Source organism: Neisseria musculi (genome assembly GCF_014297595.2).
Lineage (GTDB): Bacteria > Pseudomonadota > Gammaproteobacteria > Burkholderiales > Neisseriaceae > Neisseria > Neisseria musculi.
This window is the reverse complement of record NZ_CP060414.2, coordinates 1-23,615: the sequence shown is the minus strand read 5'-3', so window position 1 is coordinate 23,615 and position 23,615 is coordinate 1. Positions and strand designations below refer to the sequence as shown.

Genomic DNA, 23,615 nt, shown 5'->3' with positions numbered 1-23,615 from the left:
AATTATAATTTAAATTATTAAATTTATCAATTACTATAACTTCAATTATTAAATTATTACTCTATATTGAGTTGTTGATTGAATTGATGCAGCCGGCCATGCTGTCGAGCAAAAATCTTTGTAAAGTCTTATGCGGCGAAATTGTTTATTCCCGTTACAGCAATTCCCCGCCCTGATTCAAAGGAAACAACTTACCGAAAATATTTGTATCTATATTATGTGTGCCTATATATAGTAGCGCGGCTCTCCAATAATGCAATCGCCAAGCAATAAGGCTGCACATCTCAAGCGGCAATCACTGCCATTCCCATAACCAAAAAGCCCTTGCTTATCGTCAGCAAGGGCTTTGCAGATACATGCTTCAAACCGTTTATTTCAATTTGGTTTCTTTGTAAACCACATGTTTACGGGCAACAGGATCGAATTTCTTGATTTCCAGTTTGCCCGGCATGGTACGCTTGTTTTTGGTTGTAGTGTAGAAGTGGCCGGTACCGGCTGATGATTCTAATTTGATTTTATCGCGCATTACGGTATTCCTTTAATTTCGTTAATTAAACTTCGCCGCGGGCGCGCATTTCCGCCAAAACAACATCAATGCCCACCTTGTCGATAGTGCGCAAGGCAGCATTGGACACGCGCAGGCGAACCCAGCGGTTTTCACTTTCTACCCAAAAACGGCGTGATTGCAAGTTGGGCAAAAAACGACGTTTGGTTTTGTTGTTGGCGTGTGATACGTTATTGCCAGACATCGGCCGTTTACCGGTCACTTTGCAAACTCGTGCCATGGTTAATCTCCAAACTTCCAAAAAAAGTAAAACGCGGTTTATACCATAAAAAGCATTTTCATTTCAAGATTGTTTTTTTGAAAGGTGGTGTTTTTCTATTGTCCGGCTGCTAATTCTGTTGTTTTCAAACCTAACCTGCATCGGCCGTCTGAAAAGCTTTCAGACGGCCTTGTTATTCAGGATGAAGTGCTTAGACTGTAGGTTGTGGAAAAATCTTTATCTGAAGCCGTCCGCATTAATGGGTTGTATCAAAGTTTTCCAATGGTTCAAAAACTTAATTTTATATTGCCCCATTCAGCCATAGGCTAATATAATTATGGATTCAGGCAGGGCTGTCGGTAACCTTAACAGGTTTTCCACAGCCCTTAGAAATTTCCATGCTGCCCGTGCACTTTTAAAAAGAAAACCGTTTGATATTAATTTATTGTTGATATTAATTGAAATAAAAGGTTTTCCCTCAGGCAGCCAAAACAGCTTTATTCTCACCCTTTGCGAAACCCGTTTTGCCGGTACCCGTTGTCGATTGGAGTATTGCTTATGAACGCAACCACTGCGTCTTCCACTCAGCCTTATTTGAAAATTCAAGGTTTGGTGAAAAAGTTTGGTGACAATTATGCTGTCGATCATGTCGACTTAAATATTGAAAAACATGAAATTTTCGCTTTGCTGGGCAGTTCGGGCAGCGGCAAATCCACACTGCTGCGCATGTTGGCGGGTATGGAAACGCCGAACCAAGGAAAAATTATTCTCGATGGGCAGGATATTACCCGCCTGGCTCCCTATGAGCGTCCGATTAATATGATGTTTCAAAGCTATGCGCTTTTTCCGCACATGACGGTAGAGCAGAATATTGCTTTCGGCTTAAAGCAGGATAAAGTACCCAAAGGCGAAATTATCGACCGCGTTGAAGAGATGCTGCGTTTGGTGCAGATGGCTAAATTTGCCAAGCGCAAGCCGCATCAGCTTTCAGGCGGCCAGCAGCAGCGTGTGGCCTTGGCTCGAAGTTTGGCCAAACGTCCGAAAATTCTGTTGCTCGATGAACCTTTGGGCGCATTGGATAAAAAACTGCGCCAACAAACCCAGCTTGAATTGGTGAACACATTGGAAGCAGTTGGCGTAACCTGCATTATGGTAACGCACGACCAGGAAGAAGCCATGACCATGGCTACCCGTGTGGCGATTATGTCGGAAGGCAAGCTGCAACAAGTGGGAACGCCCAGTGATGTGTATGATTTTCCCAACAGCCGTTTTACCGCCGAATTTATCGGGGAAACCAATATTTTTGACGGAGTGGTTTTGGAGGATCATGCCGACTATGCCGTTATCGAATCTTCCGAATTAGAAAACAAAATACGTATCGATCATGGCTTGGGTGGCCGCGCCGAGCAGAATTTGTGGATCAGTATCCGCCCCGAAGACATCGATATGCATAAAGAACAACCGGCAGAAGCGGGCGGTTTCAACTGGGAAAAAGGCATTATCAAAGAAATCGCCTATTTGGGCAGCTTTACCATCTACCACATACAGTTGGCGAGCGGCCGCGTAATCAAGAGCCAAGTGCCTGCACCTTATTGGTATGTACGTAACATTACGCCGCCCACCTGGGATGAAACCGTTTATGTAAGCTGGCCTGAAAACCAACCTACTCCTTTGTTCAGCTAAGTTGCAGGGACACGCGATGAAACTGAAAAAACTGAAACGCAGGCTGCTGCGCCGCCCCGGACAGCGGGTGGTGGTTGCCGTGCCTTATATTTGGCTGCTGGTGCTGTTTTTGGTGCCGTTTGCAATTGTGCTGAAAATCAGCTTTGCCGAGCAGGAAATTGCCATTCCGCCTTATTCGCCGCTGATAACCACCGACCCCGATATGGGGCGGATGAATATCGCCCTGAGCTATCAGAACTATTCGGATATTTTCCAAACCTTTTGGAGCAGTTTGGGGCAGATGCTCAACCCGTTTGCAGGAAACGGCAACAATATTTACCTGCTTACTTATTGGCTGTCGATTAAAACCGCGCTGACCACAACCTTGATCTGCCTTGCGTTCGGTTATCCGATTGCATACGCCATTTCGCGAGCAAACCCCGCTTACCGGAACGGCCTGCTGCTGGCGATTATGCTGCCTTTCTGGACCTCGTTCCTGCTGCGTGTTTACGCTTGGATGGGGCTGTTGGGCCATAACGGCATTATCAACAACTTTTTGTTGAAATACAACGTTATCAGCGAGCCGTTAAACTTATTTTATAATTCATTTTCATTGAATCTGGTGATGGTTTACGCTTATCTGCCGTTTATGATTCTGCCGCTCTACACCCAACTGGTAAAACTTGACGGCAGGCTGCTGGAGGCTGCTTCTGATTTGGGGGCGGGGCCGGTAAAAGCTTTTTTCTCGATTACTCTGCCGTTATCGAAAACCGGCATCATCGCAGGCTCTATGCTGGTATTCGTGCCGGCGGTGGGCGAATATGTGATTCCCGAGCTGGTTGGCGGCTCGGAAAACCTGATGATTGGTAAAGTGTTGTGGCAGGCGTTCTTCGATCAGAACAACTGGCCGTTAGCTTCTGCCGTTGCTGTGGTGATGGTGATGCTGCTGGTGATTCCGATTGTGTTGTTCCACCGTTATGAAAACCGCGAGCTTGAAGAAGGAGCCAAATAATGTCGGCAAACAGATTATCTTGGTTTCTCAAATTGGTGCTGGGTTTGGGGTTGGCTTTTCTGTATATTCCATTGGTGGTTTTAGCGGTTTATTCGTTTAACGAATCCAAGCTGGTAACTGTTTGGGGCGGTTTTTCAACCAAATGGTACAGCGCGTTGATGAATAACAGCACCATTCTTGAATCGGCCTGGCTGTCGCTGCGGATTGCGGTTGTATCATCGCTGGCTGCTGTTGCACTCGGCACATTGGCAGGTTATGCATTGGCGCGCATCAAACGTTTCCGCGGCAGCACTCTGTTTGCCGGCATGGTGTCTGCTCCGATGGTTATGCCCGATGTGATCACCGGTTTATCGATGTTGCTGCTGATTATTCAGGTACAGATGTTTCTGCAAAGCAGCGAACTTCTGGGCTGGCTTTATTTTGACCGCGGCTTTTTCACCATTTTTCTAGGACACACCACGTTATGTATGGCTTATATTACCGTGGTTATCCGCTCTCGTTTGATTGAGCTGGATCAGTCGCTGGAAGAAGCTGCCATGGATTTGGGCGCGCGTCCGCTGAAAATTTTCTTTGTGATTACCCTGCCGCTGATTGCACCGGCCATCGCTTCGGGTTTTCTGCTGGGCATCACCTTGTCGCTGGATGATTTGGTGATTACCTCGTTTCTCTCCGGTCCCGGCTCGTCCACATTGCCGCAGGTGATTTTCTCGAAAATCAAGCTCGGCCTCGACCCGCAGATGAACGTGTTGGCAACTATTATGATTGCCATCGTAGGCACATTGGTGATTCTCATCAATTACTACATGATGCGCCAAACCACCAAACGTGAACGTGAAGCTGCCGAAGCCTATCGGCAGGAAAAACTGGCTTTGGAGAAAGTGGGCCGCTGATTTATCGTTACTGTCAATGCAAATTAAAAACCGAATCTTCTGAAAACAGAGATTCGGTTTTTTAATTGACAGCCGGTTATCTTAACGAGAGCAAAACCGCCCTATCTGCAAAGCCGTTCAGAACACGGCACCGGTTCCGACACGGTATTTGAATGCAAGAAGATATTCTAAAGCAATAATGGATAAATTGGCTTTAAGGCCGTCTGAAAAATCTGGACCGCGTTACAGCAGCCTGGTTTTTATGGCTCAGCGTTTGTTTGCGGATATGGGCTCTGCTGACGTTTTCGGCAGCGTATTGAGCCATTGCCATTGCTCGCGAAGGGTTTCGGCAAGAGCGCGTTGTTTTTCTTCGGGCGTGGCAAGGCCGGAAGTCAGGCGGTTGTAGTCGAGCGTTACCGAGGGGTTGGACACCGGGCCGCTGATTTTGATGGGTATGGGTTTGGCTTCGGGATTGGCGCTGTTGCGGATTAACACATTTTCCGAAACCGTCTGGGTGTTGAGATCGGTTTGGCCGCTGCCGGTGATATGAAAGGCTTCGGATTTCAGCTCGGCATATTCGTGCCGGCCTATGCCCGCACTGATTTCGCTGTTGAGCAAGAAACTGCGGAACGGTGTCTGCATTATCTGCCCGCTGCTAATTTTGTTGTCAGACGGGATATTGTTGCGCAGTTTGCTCAGAAAACCGACCATGTCTATGCCCAGCCATGCGCCGTTGGAAATATTCAGCTGCAGACTGCCCTTGAGCGTCCGGGTGAGGCTTGCATGGTCGCTGCCTTCGGCGGTAAGGTCGATAACGGCATTGCCGTTGCCGCTGACGCCGTGATAGCCGAGCAAGTCTTGCAGCAACGGGCGTATGTGTACGCCTTGGGCGTTTTGCTGCAAATGGTAAACGGGCGGGTTGGTGTTGGCAATGCTGATGCCGCCTTCGGTGCGCCCGCCGTATAAGCCGGCGCTGAAGTTGGTAAGGGTGATGCGGTGGTTGTCGGCACGGATAAGGGTTTGCAGATCATCAATTTGCAGCCCGGGCAAGGTGAGGCCGCCGACACGGACGGCAGCTTCGACACGCGGCATCAGCGGGTGGCCGAGCAGGGTAGAGAAAGACGCGCTGCTTTTTGCCTGCAAATCGTTCCAATAGGGAGTGAGCGAAATTTTGCCTGCATCCAGTTCGGCGGTGAGCTTGGCGGGTTCCTTACCGGCTGCGGCAGCATAACGGGCGGAGAGGGCGGCATTTTGGTGGTCGAACAGGCCTTTGAGATCAAGCTGCCAATTATGGTTGCCGCTCATAGCGAAACGCCCTTCCATGCGGCTGATCAGGCGCGGGTGCGGGGCAGCTTTAATGTTTTCCTGATGAGAGGACAACACGAGACGGCCGGATTCGAGCAAGGTGTTTTTTTGCCAGGCAAGCGGACCGGAAAGGCTGAAAGTGGTTTGCCGCAAGGCATTTTTGTGGCTGCCGTTGAGATTGAATTCACCCACCGCGGCGACATGCGGGCTTAGGCTGACGCGAGCAAGCGTGAAAGAGCCGTCCCAATGGCCGCCATCATTGCCTGCAGTGAAAACGCTGCTGATTTCAGCGGCACTGAGCCGGTTGTTTTCCCACAGTATCAGCGGGCTGCGACCACTCAGGTGGAATTGCCGGTAGTCGCTGTCGGCGCGCAGGCTGATGTTTTCGGCCTGCAGGGTATGTTTTTGCGGCTGCCATACTGCATCGGCATCGGCGGCCAGCCGGACGGTGCCCTGTCGAAACGGCAGTTCGGCTTCGAAATGCAGGGCGGGCAGCTGCCAGCCGCCGTCTGAAGGCGCAGCCGTTCCGCTGCCTTTCCATGCCGAGGGCAGGCCGCCGTTGCGGCGGGTGAGGCCGCTGATTTTGAAGGCGCGGCCTTGTTCGCCCGATTGCCCGATGTTGGCATTAAAACCTTCGGTGCGGTAGCTGCCTTCGGGCAGGTGCAGGTTGATGCGGCTGTTTTCCACAATCAGACGGTTGATAGGCCGGCTGCTGCCGCGCGGCGGCCATAAGTCTTGCAGGCTCCAGTTGCCATCGGCACGGCGGGTCAACTCGGCATCGGCATTGCGCAACACCCATTTCTCGACTTCCATACCGTTCCATAAACTGCGCCACGAAAGCCCGATGCGCATTTCGCCGATATGCACGGCATCGGCACGGCTGTTTGGTTTGCTCACGGCCACACCGCGCAGGGTAAGGGTGGGGCGCGGCAGCCAGCTTCGGCCGATATGGGCATCGAAGCGTACTGTGCGGCCGGTGCCGCGCACGGCCTCATCGGCCCATGCCTGAATACGGCGGCCGTCAAGCAGATGGTGCAGCAGAAAATAAAGACCGAGCGCGGCGGCAGCGGCAGCCAGCGTGCCGTACACCGCGCAACGCAGCCAGAACTTTCCCGATTGGAGCAAACGAATCATGATAAAAGAATAACCAGCAGACGGCCGCAGTATAGCACAGAGGCCGTCTGAAACGCCGCACGGCTGGCACGCGCGGCAGATTATTGCTACTATGCGGCCAAATGAAATCAGGAGGTTGCGATGATTATCGTGATGCAGAAACAGGCGGCGCCGGAAGCGGTGGATAAAGTGGTGGCGTTTATCCGCAGCCGTGGCCTGCAGGAACATATTTCGCGCGGCGAAGAACGCACCATTATCGGCGCGGTGGGCGATGAGCGGGTGTTCCACCCCAACGAGTTGGAACGCCTGCCCGGCGTGGAGCGTGCCATCCGCGTATTGAACGAGTGGCGCATCATCAGCCGCGAAACGCAGCCCGAAAGCAGCGTGATTGCCGTGCGCGGCACATCTTTCGGCGGCGGCAGAATGCTCGATATTACTGCCGACCCGCAGCGTATGGGCAGCGCCGATGCGCTGTTTGCCGACCCTTTTTACCTGCCTGCGCGCCCGTATGCTGCCGGCAATGCAGGCAGCGGAAAAGAGCAAATCCGCACCATGCAGGCGGCCGTTGCATGCTGCCATGAAGCGGATAAGCCCGCTGTGGTGCGCATACGCGATGTGCGCCAGCTTGCTCCCGCGCTGGAAGCCGAAACCGATGTGCTTTATTTGGGCGGCGAATTGATGAACAACCGTGCCCTGCAAGACGAAGTAGGCCGTCTGAACACGCCCGTGGTGCTGTGCAAAGACAAACACCACCGCGCCGATGAATGGCTGGTGGCCGCCGAACACATTGCCCTGCGCGGCAACCATCATATTATTCTCGGCGAAGCGGGCACGCTCAGTTTCGAGCCTGAGCATCCCTACCGTTTGGATGTAGATGCCATTGTGCGTGTGCGTAAAGCCAGCTGCCTGCCCGTGATTGCCAACATCACCCGCCTGTGGCACGGCGATATGCCGCAGCAGATTTTATACAGACTGGCCGAAGCCGCGGGCGCTGCCGGCATTGTAAACAGCCTGCAAAGCCTGCCGGCCTGAGGCCGTCTGAAAACATTGCAGCGGCAGATATGGGGGCTCTCCAAAAATCGGGGAAGCAGGGAATACGCCGTCTGAAAAACCGGCTAACCGATGAAGCCTCTTTGCGTGGCCGGCAGCGGCTTGAACGGCGGATTTTTCCCGGCGGTGAAACCGGCAGCGGGGCTTCAAACAGCAAACTATTTTGTTTTTAAACATAAAATTAATGACAAAAGGCCGTCTGAAACCGATATCTTTCAGACGGCCTGATATGCGGAATCTCTCGGCGTTGTTTGCACTTTCTGTTTTTGTCTGAAAAAATCCGCTTTGAGGTTTTTGAGGGTCGCAGCGAATGCCGAAAAGCACGGCAACGCCTCAGTTTTTGGGCATATGCGGGAATCACGCAACCATCTTTTCCGGTAAAAAACAAAAGCCTCCCGGCATGGCGGCAGGTGCGGCTTTGGCCTTTCCCGCCTTTCCGTGCACATTTTCGGCCGTCTGAATATTTTTTCAGACGGCCGAAAATGTGCCGGATAAAGAGTGATGGCGGATTCATTAACAGCAGGCCGATAGGCCGTCTGAAAGCGGTTGTTATAGAATCGTCATACCAATCAATTACTTTTCTGCACGAAGGCCGGTTTGCAGCCGGTAATTTTCCATTGGAAAAACTGCTTAAAAAATGTACAATCACCATTTTCACGCTCCTGCTTTCTGCTTATGCGTATCGGCGTTTATCAGATAAATTCCCCTGTGGCGTTGGCGCCGATGGCCGGCATCACCGACAAACCTTTCCGCCGCCTCTGCCGTGAATACGGCGCAGGTTGGGCGGTGGGCGAAATGCTCAACAGCGACCCGGCCCTGCGCCTCACCCGCAAAACCCTGCGCCGCAGCGATTTCTCCGGCGAAAGCGGCATAGCGGCCGTGCAGATTGCCGGCAACAACCCCGCGCAGATGGCCGAAGCCGCGCGTTACAACGTGGAACAGGGCGCGCAGGTGATCGACATCAATATGGGCTGCCCGGCTAAAAAAGTCTGCAATGTTTTGGCCGGCAGCGCGCTGATGCAGAACGAGCCGCTGGTGTGCGAAATATTAAATGCCGTGGTGAAAGCCGTTGATGTGCCCGTTACCCTGAAAACCCGTTTGGGATGGCACGACCAACACAAAAATATTTTAACCGTGGCGCGCATGGCAGAAGAAGCGGGCATAGCCGCCATTGCCATTCACGGGCGCACCCGCACGCAGATGTATCGGGGCGAGGCCGCCTACGAACTGATTGCCGAAACCAAAAGCCGCTTGAACATACCCGTGTGGGTGAACGGCGACATTACCAGCCCGCAGAAAGCGCAGGCCGTGCTGGCGCAAACCGGTGCAGACGGCGTTATGATAGGCCGAGGGGCGCAGGGGCAGCCGTGGCTGTTCCGCGATATCGGCTATTTCGCCGAACACGGCCGCCTGCCCGAACCGTTGAGCGTGGCGCAGTGCGGCGAAACCGCGTTGCGGCATATCGGCGACATGCACGAATTTTACGGAGAGCGCGATGGTGTGCGCACCGCCCGCAAACACATAGGCTGGTATATTGCCGCGCTGCCAGGCGGCGAAACCGCCCGGCGCGAAATCAACCTCATAGAGAGTGCGGCAGAGCAATATGATGCGCTGGCGGCCTTTTTGGAAAAGGCTCCCGAAGCGGCCGACTGCTGGCCCTGTGCCTATCGTGAAGTGGAACCGTAAATCGTTAAACCGCTTTTCAGACGGCCTTGAAGGCTCAAGCCTTGAAGGCTCAAAGGCCGTCTGAAAACATACTGCCGCTGTGGCGGAATCTGCCCCCTGTTGCTACAGCATTGCGCCTTGCCCTGCCGGCTGAGATTTGCCGTTCGGCATCAAATGCCGAACGAATCCGCTATATAAAATAAGTCAAGAGAAACCATGAAAAACACCCCGCCCGACATCGCCCACTGTATCGAACAAAACCTGCAGCAATATTTCCGCGACCTTAACGGTGCGGCCGCCTGCGGGGTGTACGGCATGGTGCTGGAGCAGGTTGAAAAGCCGCTGTTGCGGTGTGTGATGGCAGAATGCGGCGGCAACCAGAGCAAAGCCGCAGCCATGCTGGGGCTGAACCGCAATACGCTGCGCAAGAAACTGGTGCAGCATGGCTTGCTGGACTCATGATGCAACACAGAGGCCGTCTGAAAGCATAAAGGTTTTCAGACGGCTTCACGGTTATCTTTATATAGTGGCTTAAATATAGCAGCTTAAATTTACAATGGTGCGGCATTGCCCGTTAGCCGTACCCTTTCCGGCTTCGCCGCCCTGCCCCATTGTAAATTTCAACCACCATACCCAACATTGTTTGATTATTTTGAAGAAGGAACCAAAATGGCAGCCGTAAAACGTGCCCTAATCAGCCTGTCGGATAAAACAGGCGTTGTCGAATTTGCCCGCTCGCTCGATACACTCGGCGTGGAAATCCTTTCCACCGGCGGCACGGCCAAGCTGCTGGCCGATGCCGGCGTGCCCGTTATCGAGGTGGCCGACTACACCGGCTTCCCTGAAATGCTTGACGGCCGGGTGAAAACGCTCCACCCGAAAATCCACGGCGGCATTCTCGGCCGCCGCGATTTGAGCGAACACGTTGCCAAAATGGCAGAACACGGCATCGGCAACATCGATTTGGTGTGCGTAAACCTTTATCCGTTTGCCGCCACCATCGCCAAACCCGGCTGCACGCTGGAAGACGCAGTTGAAAACATCGACATCGGCGGCCCCACTATGGTGCGCTCCGCCGCCAAAAACTGGAAACACGTTGCCATCATTACCGACAACGGCGACTTCGCAGCGGTTGTTGACGAGCTGCAAAACAACGGCGGCAAACTGAGCGACAAAACCCGTTTCAACCTTTCGCGCAAAGCCTTCAGCCACACTGCCCAATACGACGGCATGATTTCCAACTATTTAACCAGCGTGTCGGGCGAAAAACTCTCGGGCGAGCCGGAAATCCGCGGGTTTCCCGAGCAGTTCAACCAAAGTTGGGTGAAAGTGCAGGAAATGCGCTACGGCGAAAACCCGCACCAGCAGGCCGCTTTCTACCGCGACCTCTATCCTGCCGCCGGCAGCCTGGCCGCCTATAACCAGCTTCAGGGCAAAGAATTGTCCTACAACAACATCGCCGATGCCGATGCGGCTTGGGAGGCGGTCAAAACCTTTGACGCTCCTGCCTGCGTGATTGTGAAGCATGCCAACCCCTGCGGCGCGGCGGTGGCCGACAGCCCGCTTAATGCCTACAAACTGGCATTCGCCACCGACACCACCAGCGCATTTGGCGGCATCATCGCCTTTAACCGGGAAGTGGATGCCGAAACGGTTGAGGCCGTTACCGGCCAGTTTCTCGAAGTGCTGATGGCACCGAAATTTACTGACAAAGCCAAAGAAATCATTGCCGCCAAGAAAAACGTGCGCGTGCTGGAAGTGCCGCTCTTGGCAGGCTCCAACCGCTTCGAACTCAAGCGTGTGGGCGGCGGCCTGTTGGTGCAGATGCCCGATATCCACCGCATCCGCCGCGAAGATTTTAAAGTGGTGAGCAAGCGGGTGCCAACCGAACAGGAATGGGCAGATTTGATGTTTGTGTGGAATGTGGCAAAATTTGTGAAATCCAATGCGGTCGTGTTCGGCAGGGGCGGCCAAACCTACGGTATCGGTGCCGGTCAGATGAGCCGTGTGGATTCCACCCGCATCGCCGCACGCAAAGCGCAAGACGGCGGTTTCGATCTCAACGGCGCCTGCGCCGCCTCCGATGCATTCTTCCCGTTCCGCGACGGTATCGATGTGATTGCCGAACAGGGCATCCGGGCCATCATCCACCCCGGCGGGTCGGTGCGCGACAGAGAAGTTTTTGATGCAGCCGATGAACACGGTATTGCTATGGTATTGACCGGCATACGCCATTTCCGCCATTGATGCATGAGTATGCGGCAAAACCTGCATCAGGCCGTCTGAAAGCCTTTTCAGACGGCCTTCGGCTTAACGGTGCGGTATTTCCCAAACACAATATTCCCAACCCAGGCCGGTTTGGCGGCCGTTTGAATGTTACCCGGCCAGGGCGCAGCAAGGCCGGTGTTTCGTTACGGCGATGTGGTTGACCGTAAAAAGTTTAAGGCCGTCTGAAAGCCTTTTCAGACGGCCTGTTATATTGCGTTGGGCATACTGTTGTCAGACGGCCTCTTTAGATTGCCGCATTCTCTTGCAGGAAATCTTGTGCGAAACGTTGCAGCACGCCGCCGGCTTCGTAAATCAACACCTCTTCGGCAGTATCCAAACGGCAGGTAACGGCTACTTCAACCTTTTCACCATTTTTGCGGTGAATCACCAGCATTAAATCGCAGCGCGGTTCGCGCTTGCCGACTACATCATAAGTTTCGGTACCGTCCAATTCGAGCGTGCGGCGGTTCACACCTTCTTTAAACTGCAAGGGCAGCACGCCCATACCGATCAGATTGGTGCGGTGGATGCGCTCGAAACCTTCGGCCACAATCGCTTCCACGCCGGCCAGGTGCACGCCTTTGGCAGCCCAGTCGCGGCTCGAACCCTGACCGTAATCGGCACCGGCCACAATAATCAGCGGCTGCCGGCGGTTCATGTAAGTTTCTATGGCCTCCCACATCCGCATCACCCGGCCTTCGGGTTCTACACGGGCCAGCGAGCCTTGTTTCACTGTGCCGTCTTCGTTTTTCACAATTTCGTTAAACAGCTCCGGGTTGGCAAAGGTAGCACGCTGGGCGGTCAGATGGTCGCCGCGGTGGGTAGCGTAAGAGTTGAAGTCTTCTTCGGGCAGCCCCATTTTGACTAGATACTCGCCGGCCGCGCTGGTCGGCAGAATGGCGTTGGAAGGCGACAGGTGGTCTGTGGTGATGTTGTCAGGCAAAATCGCCAACGGGCGCATGCCTTTGAGCGTGCGCCCGCCCGCCAATGCGCCTTCCCAATAAGGCGGACGACGGATATAAGTAGATTGCAGCCGCCACTCGTAAAGCGAACTCGGGGCTTTTTCGGCTGCGCCGGTGTCGAACATCGGAATATACACATCGTGGAATTGCTGCGGTTTCACATATTCGGCCACGATGGTGTCGATTTCTTCATCGCTCGGCCAAATGTCTTTCAGGCGGATTTCACGGCCGTCTGAAATGCCGAGTATGTCGTTCTCGATATCGAAGCAGATACTGCCGGCAATCGTGTAGGCCACCACCAGCGGCGGCGATGCCAGAAAGGCTTGTTTGGCATAGGGGTGGATACGGCCATCGAAGTTGCGGTTGCCCGACAATACGGCAGTAACATACAAATCGCGGGCTATGATTTCCCGTTGGATTTTCGGATCAAGCGCGCCGGACATACCGTTACAAGTGGTGCAGGCGAATGCAACGATGCCGAAACCGAGTTTTTCCAACTCGGGCAGTAATCCGGCTTCTTTTCAGATAGACTTCCGCCACTTTAGAGCCGGGTGCGAATGAAGATTTTACCCACGGTTTGCGGGTTAAACCCAATTCGTTGGCTTTTTTCGCCAACAGGGCGCCGCCACCACATTGCGCGGGTTGGAGGCGTTGGTCATGACGTAATCGCCGCAATAATCACCGCGCCATCGGGCATTCGGCCGTCTGAAGGGGTTTCATACGGCCTAGCCAAACCTTTTGCTGCCAGATCTGCGGTCGCAAAACGGGCATGGGGATTGCTGGGGCCGGCCATATTGCGCACAACGGCAGCCAAGTCAAACTTCAACACACACGGATACTCTGCGGTTTTCAACATATCGGCCCACAAACCTGCCGTTTTTGCATAAACCTCAACCAGCTTCACTTGTTTATCATCACGGCCGGTTAATTTCAGATAATCAATGGTTTGCTGGTCGATGGCAAACATAAATCGACAAACTCTCGGCACCTTCGCCGAAAAATTCCACAAATGCACCCACCACGCGCTCTTTACGCAGAAATTCAGTCAGCGCCAATACAATATCGGTGGCAGTAATGCCGGGTTGGCATTTACCGGTCAGCTCCACGCCGACAATATCAGGTAAACGCATCATCGAGGCGCGGCCAAGCATCACGGTTTCCGCTTCCAAACCGCCAACGCCCACCGAAATCACCCCCAGCGCATCAACGTGAGGGGTGTGCGAATCGGTGCCGATGCAAGTATCGGGAAAAGCCACACCGTTTTTCACTTGGATAACGGGCGACATTTTCTCCAAATTAATCTGGTGCATGATGCCGTTGCCCGCAGGAATCACATCCACATTTTCAAAGGCTGTTTTAGTCCAATTGATAAAATGGAGGCGGTCTTCGTTGCGGCGGCCTTCGATTTCACGGTTTTTACGGAACACATCGGGATCGTAACCACCACACTCTACCGCCAGCGAATGATCAATAATCAATTGGGTTTGAACAACTGAATTAACCTTGCTCGGATCACCGCCTTTTTCAGCAACCGCATCGCGCAGGCCTGCCAAATCTACCAAGGCCGTCTGACCCAAAATATCATGGCACACCACACGAGCCGGAAACTGCGGAAAATCAACTTCCTGTTTACCCTCAATTAATTGAGAAAGCCAACTTTGCAGCCTTGGCAAATCCACTTTATCGGCACGGTTCACTAGGTTTTCGGCCAAGATACGGCTGGTAGGGCAGGGTATCGTACGAGCCCGGCTTAATATCTTCGCATGCAGCACGCGCATCGTAGTATTCCAAATTAAAATCAAGCAAGGGCTTGCAGTAGATTTGGTTTGTATTCACGAGCTTTATCCTTTGTAAATATTCTTTTACAACATTATGTTATATCAACTGTTATCTTTCAAACGACATTAGGCCGTCTGAATGTAGTGTATTGTAATCACTAATATGTCTAACCGAAAGAGGATAAATAAATTTTGGATCTGAAGTAAATTAGCCCTAAATACTAACAAAGCCGAAGGAGCTTTAACTGCTGTTTGGTATGCCGGAATTAAAATGGAACTCATATTTTCTCAAGAACAAGTCCCCAGTTCAATTCCGTTACATTTGCACAAGGTCCGCTTCTGAAATGAAATTAAAAAACAAGTATCAAAAGTGCAGTAAAATTACCGATCCCAATGCTGTCAGGTCCTACGGCTTTCCGCCTTCTGTTTGAACGATTTCGATACCGCCAAACTGGCTGGAATCAGTGTCGGAAGCATCAACAGCCCGTACCTGAAGTTACGCCGGTGCCCAGCTGGCGAATGCGAGCAGTACACCCCTTTCTAAGACACCGTAGAATCAGACCAATCCTATTTCAAGGCAAAGCGCATCCGAGGTAAACTCGGGTGAAAAGCGGGCACTAAAACCATCTTTTCCGACATCCTCAAACGAGGCGGCAATGGGTTTGCCCGAGGTATGCAACATATCAATGGTTGGCGCTATGCCAAGCATCGCTTGGTACGATTTAACTGAGTGCCGGAGCATAACCTTTTACCTGCATTTAAAAGAAACCCTGGGTTTCTCTTCAGCCACCGACAGGATGATTTGTATAAAGCACTATTGGAAATGTTGCGGAAAGACCCTTTAAAATGAATTTTGCTTCATAAGCGCCTATATTTTTGTCGGTTGGCAAACTGCTGTGATTTATCCGGTGATGGGGGGGGATCTACCGATATCCGACATATCGCAACTGCACAAATTATCCATATAAACTACACTATCAGGCATAATTTTACCTGCAATAACAATAAACAAGCTCTCTGTTTCAGCATTATCCGCGACCATGATATTAACCTTCTCACTATATTTGGAAATGCTGGAAACTACCATTTTTACCGATAGATCTCTGTTATTTTTTTCTTTCATTGTCTGCAAAACAACCTTCGTCCAACTCAGGCACTCCGTCAAACAACTCTTTGCTTTCTTGCGGTAAATAATGGTTGATGTCCATACGGATTTTGTCGTGAAGGGGCATACAGAATGAACTGCACCCAAAGTCGGACACACAAACCAACCTGGGAGATGTAGTTTTTTATAGCAATATATACAAACAGCTTCAAAGCTACAGGCCGTCAAATACTATTCAGACAGCAACGACAAGCTGTTACCGAAGATGGTTAGACTGCCGCACAGCAGCTTTTATTATCAACCGACAGCACAAGATAAATATGCTGGTTTGAAAAGAAACCATACAGCCCCTATACCGGCAACCGTACGTAACAACCGCATCTGCATCAGACAGAAAACCATACGGGAGTGAATCTGAAAGCCGTTATACACTGACGCAAATACCATCCGTATCAGAAAGAAGCCTGCACGATTGCAGATAATATACCGAAACAGTGTTTAGGGCGGATAAACCTAATCGGTAATGGGTGGCAGACATTGCTGAATCCAACGGCAGAGCGTGGATTTGGATCCAACACAATATTTAGACGGCTTTTATCAGCAGAATTTGTAGGATAGCGGATTAACACAGAGCATAGAGTGTGTAGATAATGCGGTACCTGGAAGTTCTCCGACACATTGAAATCGGAATGTTTCCATGTGCGCCAACCAATACAATATGAGTCAGCCAATGAACCGGGTGGTGCGTTACGCAAGCACATTCGTTACTACACCTACAACAGGGTCAAACTCAAAAGACTGACCTCTATTAACTACAGGATTCAGTCCTTGAATGCCGTTTGATTAACTCATCTAGTTTTTAGATACAGTTCAGTTTTTCAGAACCTTCTATTTTCAGGGTAACTTTTTGGGGCATTTTTACATTACATCGGAACTTAATACCGAGTTCTCAGGTCTCACAACCCGCTGCAGATGTACAATACGGGAATGACAGCATATACAGTAAACACCACCGGTCAATGCCTGTTCTTTTCCTTTGGGTATTTTGGATGCAGAAAATCCCAGCGCTGTTTACACTTCTCGTTTTTTCCTGAAGACCTGTTTTGGGATTTTCGAGACAAAGGCAGGAAGGCCGTTGAAAGTATACCTTCTCTCCGTCTTATACTCGGCCTTCAGATGGCCTCAATGGTTGCAGCATCGGCAGCTGTGTTTTAAGGCCGGCTGCGATTTTTCGGTTTGCAATATTTCTCTCACACCCGAGCCTCATTGCCAAAAATACTGAAAGATACGGAGAAGCCACTGTCGTCCTTGATAATACTCAAAAAGCACGAAACAATCATTTAGGAAAAACAAAAGCTGTTCGGCATCAAAACCCAGCCCTTTCCAATTTCCAACACCAAGACTGCCTAGATACCGCACTGGTAAATTCTGCTAAAGCATGTAGATGCACATCAGAGGTGCGAAGTGTTGTTATGCAGACATTCTTTGCTTAAGAGCTTAAAGTCGACTGTTATTGCAGGATATCGATGAATCCGTCCAGTACAGGAAGTGCTGTTTACTACGTTGCCATTTAGCCGGCTGCAGAGTTTCGGTGCTACCGGCAGTGCAAAAATGACCACCTGACGGCAGTCAGAAATTGACCACCCTGACTTAAACTCGCAGCTTTAAAACAAAGGCTGCTTTCATGTTGAATCAGGAGACGGTTGCGGCCATTAAAGCGCTCAAACAGCAAGGCAAATCCATTCAAGGCATGACCAAAGAATTGGGATTGTCTAGAAACACCGTTAAAAAGTATCTGCCTCACAAAGACTGCGCACCGCAATATCAAAGAGTCGGATCAAAACCCGGCAAGCCCGACCCCTTTTAAAGACTATATCCGCTCCCGCATCGAAGCCGCTGCACCCGGCCGGATTCTCGCTGCCGTGCCATATCGGGAAATCCTCGAAACGGACTTTCAGGGCAAAGTCGGAATCGTCAGTGATTATGCCGCCACCCTCAAACCCAAACCCGATAACGAACCTGCGCTACGCTTTGAAATCAAACCCGGCCGGCAGATGCAGGCGGATTTCACCATTATCCGCAGAGGCGGCAACCCTCCGAAGGCCTTTGCCGCCACATTGGGTTACTCCCGAGCAAGCTGTGTCCGCTTCTATGACAACGGGCGTACCGAAGCACGGACAGACGGTTTGTGCAACAGTTTTGAACTCTTCTGCGGCATGGCGCACAAAGTGCTGTTTGATAATGCCAAAACCGTCATGATTCAACGTGATGCCTGTGCAGAAGACGGGCGCCGTCTGAATCCGGTGTTGCCGGCAGCAGCCGACGGCTACGGTTTCCTTTCCAAAATCTGCCGCCATATAGGGCTGGGACTAAAAAGCAGAGTAGAGCTTTTCAAGCGTTACCTGAAATCCGGTTTCATCATGCCTTTGCAGGCGACATTGCGTTCTTCAGGTTTGCTTTCGGATGTTCAGACGGCCGATGGCTGTATCGGCAAACGGCTTTCTCAAACAGCCGATGCACGAGTACACGGGACAACAGGGAAAATTCCAACATCCGTTTAATCCGAGAGCAGGAATTTTTACTGTCCCAGCCCACCACAACAGGCCTGAAAGTATGCTTGCTTAAGCAGCCCGAAACCGGCATGACGTAAAAGTATACCGACACGGGGACGGTATCGAATGCCGGCTGCCGTCTGAAAGCACGATGCCGAATCTTTCAGGTTCGGTACGGCGGTTATCCCGGCCGCCCTGTCTGTGCCCGGGCTTCAAACACTGTGAGATACGGCCTTTGGCTGCCCGCAGCATTCGGCTGAAAAAAAGCCCGTATGCCGACTTTATCGAACAGCTGCCGGATGCAGGGTTCAAAGCCAAAAACAGCAGAACGCAGGCAGCTTTGCTGAAACCGGCAGGACAACCCTCCGTCAAAACGATGACGGAATATGGCTTTAACTTTGCAACGGGTGCGCCCTAAGCCCGATTGACGGAGTTGTCTGACTTAAGTTTTATCGAAAAGCACGAAAATGCGGTGCTGACGGGCCCCGGCCGGGCAGGTGAAACCGATTTGGCTGTTTCTTTGGCTTATCCGGCAGTAATGGCGGGTATCAAAATCCGTTTCGTAACGGCAGCCGATTTGATGCTGCAACCGGCGGCCTATAATCGAGGAAAGCGGAAATCTTATCTGCAAGGTTCGGTTATGGGTCCGAGGCTGCCGGTGATTGATGAAACCGGCTGTTTGCCGTTTGAAAGAGAAGCCAACCTGTTCTTCAATGTTGCGGCCAAACGGTATGGGCGGGGCAGCATGATTCTGACGGCCGATTTGCCGTTCGGCCGGCGGGCCGGGGCTTTTGCCAACGATACGGCTTTGACTGCCGCCATGTCGGACAGATTACTCCGCCATTGTCATGTTGTTCGGATAAGTGGAGAGATTTACCGTTTGAAGGACAAAAAGAAGATAGGCATTGCGCCTGTGATAAAGGAGATTTACCCCCCCCGTGGGGTGAGCACAATCAAACTGCCGGTTCCGGTTTTAAAGTGGTTAGTTTTTGAATCGTAAGTGAAATTATGAGAAACGCTGTGGGATTAGATATATCGCAAGATACCTTTGATGCCGCCGCAATCATTAACGGCTGCCGAAAAATGCGCGATTTCACAACAATGGCAAAGGCTTTGAAAACCTGAAAGCATGGTTGGATAGCTTCGGCTTTGATGATTTGCATATTTTCATGGAAGACACAGGAAACTACTTTGAAGATGTTGCCAACTATATCGGCTGCTATTACAAAGTGCCTGTTATCAACCCTTACAAAATCAGTAAATACAACAAAAGCCGATTCCAGCGAACCAAAACAAACAAGATGCCAAGCTGATAGCCCAATACTGCCATACCGCCTTAGACAAAAACCTGTCGATTAGAAATACCGTATTGGTTTTTCATTACAGGCTAAAGCGCGTATTGGCACTATACGAAAGCCCAAAACCCAAAAACATCCGAAAAGAACCACCTGAAAACCGCCAAAGACTATTTGATCAAGCAAGATTCATTCGGAGCAAATCAAGTATCTTTCCGAACAAATCCGCATCGTTCAAAATAAACTGAACACCATCAAGCAGCGGCTGAAATTCAAAACCTTTTCAGACGGCCTAAAAACCATTCCCGCTGCCAGCAGCCTGGCTGCCGCTATATTCACAAACTATCTTTAAAATAAAGATAGGATCTTTAGCTGCCTAACGGTGTGCCGAAGTTAAACCGAAATTCACATTCTTTCAAGAACAGTGGAAAGGATTTTCGGTCAATAACGTTATATTTGCGCAAGACTCGCTGTGCCTGATTCCAAAAATTTTCAATGCCGTTGATATGGTTTTGGCAGTCGGCAAACGCTTTGGAATGGTTGATGCGGTGGTGGGTAAAACCGCTTACACCCAGCTTGCCACGAATGCTCAGGCTATCCGTGCAAACGATATTGTCCAGCATGATTTTCTTTTTGACTACAGGCACTAATGTCTCAGATTCGGCATCACCGGCTACAACCGTATCAATCTGATTGTGCCGTTTCAGAATGCCGAAAAAAGCCACTTTCCCTGCTGCACCCGCGTCCGCGTCTGCCTTTGTGGTGACCGCCGGAACAGCTTTTATCCGGCTAAAATTTCATCGGCAGCAGTGTTAAATGACGGCTGATGAGTTGGCGGATTTTGCGGTAGAGCAGAATAGCGGAGTTAGGCTGAATGCTCAAAATATCAGCAGCGAAACGGGTAGTAACTTGGAGTACAAAAAATTCAAGCAGTTTCTTTTGAACTCTCTTGCTTAAGTTGCAATTGGTTATCTGCATTTTCGTAGCTTGGCATAACTGCCAATCTACGTCAGTCCCTAAAAATAAGCGGAAAATTCAAAAACGCAAACCAATTTGCTTCGCTAGCCGGCTTAAACCCTCAAGCAAAGAATTAGGTAAATACGCTAGAGGCAAAACCAACCCAATACAGAAACAAGCTGTTCCGATCTACCCTCTTCATGCCTGCCATGGCAGCGCAGCATTTAATAAGGTACGACTATTAATAAGGTGCGACTATTTCTCCACACTCATAAAACCTCTGAAAGCCAAAAAACAAGCCGTTGATGATTGTACTTGCTGCTATCGTGCGCAAATTAGCCGTTATCGCTTTTTTACCTTTACAGAAAAGGTGAAAAGTTTGATTCCGAACGCTACAAACCCGTGCAAAACCAACATAAAATAACAAATTGGATTTTGCTGGAAAGTCAAGCAAAGCCCGCTTTAAATCGATACATCTCTGCGCAAAATGCGGCACTTAAATATCTAATCTATGCAAAACAACAGCATACAAAAATACTTAAAGTGCACTTAAATTTCAAAGTGTTATCTTTGCAAAATACCTTAAGGCGGTTTGAGGTTGAAATTGCTCAAATACGCATCGGCATCACGATATATTTGAAATTAGGGTTATCCGGAATGGTAAACAGCGTTGATCGGTTGGCATCGCCGAACGCCAGCTGCATATCATCGGCATGGACGTTACGCAATACATCCATCAGATAACCGATATTGAAGCCTACCTCCAACTCCCCGCCCTGGTAAGCAATTTCCAATTCCTCACGCGCCTCCTCCTGCTCGTTGTTGCTGCACACCACGCTCAGCAGGCCGGGACGTAGCAGCAGGCGGGCACCGCGGAATTTTTCGTTGGCTAAAATGGCGGCACGATCCAGCGCACCGAGCAGTTGAATACGGCCCACTAGAAAGATTTTGTCGTTGTCCAGCGGAATCACTCGGTTGAAATCGGGAAACTTGCCGTCCACCACTTTGCTCACGATAACGGTATCATTGCAGCGGAAGCGCACCTGATTATTCAGCAGCTCCACGGTAATCGGCTCAGCGGGATGGTTCAACAGTTTGAAGAGTTCCAGCACGGTTTTGCGCGGCAGAATCACCTCGGCTTTAGGCAGATCGGCATCGATAGTGGTACAGGAATAAGCCAAGCGGTGGCCATCGGTGGCAACGAGGCGCAGCTGGCTGCCCTCCACCTGCATCAGCAGACCGTTGAGGTAATAGCGGATATCTTGCACGGCCATGCTGTATTGCACTTGCGAGAGCATACTTTTGAAAGCTTCCTGCGGCAGTGAGAATGCGACACTCACATCTTCGCCCACACTCATCAGAGGGAAATCTTCGGCAGGCAGGGTTTGCAAGGCGAAACGGGATTTGCCGGCTTTAAGGGTGAGGCGGTTTTGCGCCCAATCCAGCGCCACCAGCGAGCCTTCGGGCAGTGCACGCAGAATATCCTGCAGTTTTTTGGCATTGGTGGTTACGCGGAAATCTTCGGCCTCGCTGTGAGGGCCGGAAGTGTTAATTTGGATCTCCAAATCGGTTGCCAAAATATTGGTTTGCCCGTGTGTGTTTTCGAGCAATACGTTCGACAGAATCGGCAGCGTATGGCGGCGTTCAACAATGCCGGTTACTGCTTGCAGCGGCTTGAGCAAAGCATCTCGTTCGGCTTGTAAAATCAACATGGTTTATCCCTTCAGGCTTTTAGTTTTGGATAATAATCAACAGTTTTTCGTAATCTTGGGCCAATTCGGCGTCTTCTTCGAGCAGTTTGGCCACAGCTTTCACGCCGTGCATCACCGTGGTGTGGTCGCGCCCGCCGAACGCATCGCCGATATTGGGCAGGCTCAGGTTGGTAAGCTCTTTGGTCAGACTCATTGCCACCTGGCGCGGACGGGCAATGTTGCGGGTACGTTTTTTTCCCAATATATCGCTGATTTTTATGCGGTAATATTTTGCTGTAGCATCGATAATCAGATCGGCGGTGATCACTTTGTACGAGCTGGCCACGATATCTTGCAGGGCATTGCGCGCCAAATCAATGTCGATCGGCTTTTTTAAAAAACGGCTGCTGGCGCTCACGCGGTTGAATGCGCCTTCGAGTTCGCGCACGTTTGATCTGATTAAATTAGCGATAAAAAAAGCGGCATCTTCATTGAGGGCCACGCCTGCGGCTTCGGCTTTTTTCTGTAAAATCGCCACACGCATTTCCAACTCAGGCGGCTCCAGCTCCAAGGTCAAACCCCATGAAAAACGCGATTTCAGGCGCGCGTCCATATCTTCTATCTGGGTAGGCAACACATCGCAGGTTAAAATCAACTGCTTTTTCTTATTGTGGAAGTGATTGTAAAGATAGAAGAACTCTTCCATCGTCCGGTCCTTACCCTTAATAAACTGAATGTCATCGATAATCAGCAGGTCGTACTGCTTGTATTGTTGCTTGAATACATCGTAGCTGTTGGTACGCACGGCATTCATAAAACTGCGCACATAATCATCGGAGTGCATATAGCGCACCTTGGCATCGGGTCTGTTTTTCAGCAATTCATGACCGATGGCCTGCACCAGGTGGGTTTTCCCCAAGCCCGTGCTGCCATAAAGAAAAAACGGGTTGTAGCCCTGCCCCGGATTCTCGGCTATCGACTGGGCGGCCGCAGCGGCAATACGGTTGCCTTTGCCTTCTACCAGCGTGTCAAACGTATAGTCGGCAGACAGATTGGTTTGGCCGTGTTGCGCCCCCCTCTCGGAACGGGCCGGCGGCCGGCTGTCTGCTGCCTCTTTTTTAGGTTGGACTTCTTTAGGTTTGGCTTCCGCTTCAACGGATTTGAACTGCGTGCCGTTGGGCGGCAACTGCCTGATGCGCTCTGCCACAATATCGCGCGCGCTTTTTCCCGGCGCAGCTTTTCCGGCCGCCGCTTCTGTTTCAGACGGCCTTTTTTCTCCGCTTTGGCCGTCTGAAAGGTTTTGCGCCATCGTATAAGCCTGCCCCTTGCCGGTTTTATACAGTAACACCGGCATCTCGGGCGCCAGTTCGGCACGGACAGTTTCAATGGCCGCAGCAAAACTGTTTTTCAACATATTGACGGCAAATTGATTTTTTCCATACACCACCCATATGCCGCTTTCTTCGCCTACGGTTAGCGGCGCAATCCAGGTTTGAAACTGCTGCACCGGCAAGGTGTCATATAGGCGGCGCAAACATTGCGGCCAAAATTCTGCAAGCGTCATATC

General features: G+C 51.0%; 16 protein-coding genes and 3 pseudogenes. 12 read left to right on the top strand and 7 right to left on the bottom strand.

Annotated features, from left to right (window positions below; all coding sequences use genetic code 11):
- Nucleotides 1-370: 370 nt before the first annotated feature.
- Together rpmG and rpmB are read right to left on the bottom strand one after the other, a co-directional pair.
- Complete coding sequence (rpmG, locus tag H7A79_RS00095; RefSeq protein WP_002212306.1) at nt 371-526, bottom strand: 50S ribosomal protein L33; 156 nt, start codon at nt 524-526, stop codon at nt 371-373.
- Nucleotides 527-551: 25 nt separating this feature from the next.
- Nucleotides 552-785 carry a 50S ribosomal protein L28 gene (gene rpmB, locus H7A79_RS00090; protein WP_135035488.1) on the bottom strand — a complete coding sequence of 78 codons (234 nt, stop codon included), beginning with the start codon at nt 783-785 and terminating at the stop codon, nt 552-554.
- 537 nt (nt 786-1,322) lie between these two features.
- Between rpmB and H7A79_RS00085 the strand changes: the two genes are divergently transcribed.
- Genes H7A79_RS00085 through H7A79_RS00075 form a run of 3 tightly spaced genes read left to right on the top strand, consistent with a single transcriptional unit; the run spans nt 1,323 to nt 4,328 of the window.
- The gene (locus H7A79_RS00085) at nt 1,323-2,447 is read left to right on the top strand and encodes an ABC transporter ATP-binding protein (RefSeq protein ID WP_187000689.1); all 1,125 of its coding nucleotides are present in this window, start codon (nt 1,323-1,325) and stop codon (nt 2,445-2,447) included.
- Between the two features lie 16 nt (nt 2,448-2,463).
- Complete coding sequence (locus H7A79_RS00080) at nt 2,464-3,438, top strand: ABC transporter permease subunit (protein ID WP_187000688.1); 975 nt, start codon at nt 2,464-2,466, stop codon at nt 3,436-3,438.
- Nucleotides 3,438-4,328 (top strand): ABC transporter permease subunit, encoded by an 891-nt coding sequence (locus H7A79_RS00075; RefSeq protein WP_135035497.1) that lies wholly within the window; start codon nt 3,438-3,440, stop codon nt 4,326-4,328. The genes H7A79_RS00080 and H7A79_RS00075 overlap by 1 nt, the downstream gene beginning before the upstream one ends.
- Nucleotides 4,329-4,574: 246 nt before the next feature.
- Here H7A79_RS00075 and H7A79_RS00070 read toward each other — a convergent pair whose 3' ends face one another.
- Nucleotides 4,575-6,746 carry an AsmA family protein gene (locus H7A79_RS00070; RefSeq protein ID WP_187000687.1) on the bottom strand — a complete coding sequence of 724 codons (2,172 nt, stop codon included), beginning with the start codon at nt 6,744-6,746 and terminating at the stop codon, nt 4,575-4,577.
- A gap of 120 nt (nt 6,747-6,866) precedes the next feature.
- Here H7A79_RS00070 and H7A79_RS00065 point away from each other — a divergent pair, with 120 nt between their 5' ends.
- From H7A79_RS00065 to purH, 4 genes are all read left to right on the top strand, one after another.
- A complete protein-coding gene (locus H7A79_RS00065; protein ID WP_187000686.1) occupies nt 6,867-7,757 on the top strand; it encodes a chorismate mutase in 891 nt (296 codons plus the stop codon).
- Nucleotides 7,758-8,450: 693 nt separating this feature from the next.
- Nucleotides 8,451-9,461, top strand: a complete 1,011-nt coding sequence (gene dusB / locus H7A79_RS00060) for a tRNA dihydrouridine synthase DusB (protein WP_187000685.1) — start codon at nt 8,451-8,453, stop codon at nt 9,459-9,461.
- A gap of 195 nt (nt 9,462-9,656) precedes the next feature.
- Nucleotides 9,657-9,902 carry a Fis family transcriptional regulator gene (locus tag H7A79_RS00055; RefSeq protein ID WP_135035508.1) on the top strand — a complete coding sequence of 82 codons (246 nt, stop codon included), beginning with the start codon at nt 9,657-9,659 and terminating at the stop codon, nt 9,900-9,902.
- A 207-nt stretch (nt 9,903-10,109) separates the two neighbouring features.
- A complete protein-coding gene (gene purH, locus H7A79_RS00050) occupies nt 10,110-11,687 on the top strand; it encodes a bifunctional phosphoribosylaminoimidazolecarboxamide formyltransferase/IMP cyclohydrolase (RefSeq protein WP_187000684.1) in 1,578 nt (525 codons plus the stop codon).
- A gap of 265 nt (nt 11,688-11,952) precedes the next feature.
- On the opposite strand, the pseudogene acnD reads toward purH, so the two are convergent.
- A pseudogene (acnD, locus tag H7A79_RS00045) lies at nt 11,953-14,506 on the bottom strand (Fe/S-dependent 2-methylisocitrate dehydratase AcnD).
- 286 nt (nt 14,507-14,792) lie between these two features.
- Between acnD and H7A79_RS00040 the strand changes: the two are divergent.
- From H7A79_RS00040 to H7A79_RS00020, 5 genes and pseudogenes are all read left to right on the top strand, one after another.
- A pseudogene (locus tag H7A79_RS00040) lies at nt 14,793-15,298 on the top strand (IS1595 family transposase).
- Between the two features lie 954 nt (nt 15,299-16,252).
- Complete coding sequence (locus H7A79_RS00035) at nt 16,253-16,396, top strand: IS3 family transposase (RefSeq protein WP_167743107.1); 144 nt, start codon at nt 16,253-16,255, stop codon at nt 16,394-16,396.
- An 841-nt stretch (nt 16,397-17,237) separates the two neighbouring features.
- On the top strand, nt 17,238-17,420 hold the full coding sequence (locus H7A79_RS00030) for a helix-turn-helix domain-containing protein (RefSeq protein ID WP_135033315.1): 183 nt from the start codon (nt 17,238-17,240) through the stop codon (nt 17,418-17,420).
- A gap of 55 nt (nt 17,421-17,475) precedes the next feature.
- Complete coding sequence (locus tag H7A79_RS00025; RefSeq protein WP_187000683.1) at nt 17,476-18,114, top strand: transposase; 639 nt, start codon at nt 17,476-17,478, stop codon at nt 18,112-18,114.
- A 424-nt stretch (nt 18,115-18,538) separates the two neighbouring features.
- Nucleotides 18,539-19,105: an ATP-binding protein gene (locus H7A79_RS00020; protein ID WP_214646390.1), complete on the top strand. Its 567-nt coding sequence runs from the start codon at nt 18,539-18,541 to the stop codon at nt 19,103-19,105.
- Nucleotides 19,106-19,748: 643 nt separating this feature from the next.
- Here H7A79_RS00020 and H7A79_RS00015 read toward each other — a convergent pair.
- The 3 genes and pseudogenes from H7A79_RS00015 to dnaA all read right to left on the bottom strand — a co-directional run bounded on the left by H7A79_RS00015 (nt 19,749) and on the right by dnaA (nt 23,612).
- Nucleotides 19,749-20,378, bottom strand: a pseudogene (locus tag H7A79_RS00015) (IS1595 family transposase).
- Between the two features lie 587 nt (nt 20,379-20,965).
- Nucleotides 20,966-22,069, bottom strand: coding sequence for a DNA polymerase III subunit beta (dnaN, locus tag H7A79_RS00010; protein ID WP_187000682.1), 1,104 nt, complete (start codon nt 22,067-22,069; stop codon nt 20,966-20,968).
- A gap of 19 nt (nt 22,070-22,088) precedes the next feature.
- Nucleotides 22,089-23,612 carry a chromosomal replication initiator protein DnaA gene (gene dnaA / locus H7A79_RS00005; protein ID WP_187000681.1) on the bottom strand — a complete coding sequence of 508 codons (1,524 nt, stop codon included), beginning with the start codon at nt 23,610-23,612 and terminating at the stop codon, nt 22,089-22,091.
- Nucleotides 23,613-23,615: the final 3 nt, after the last annotated feature.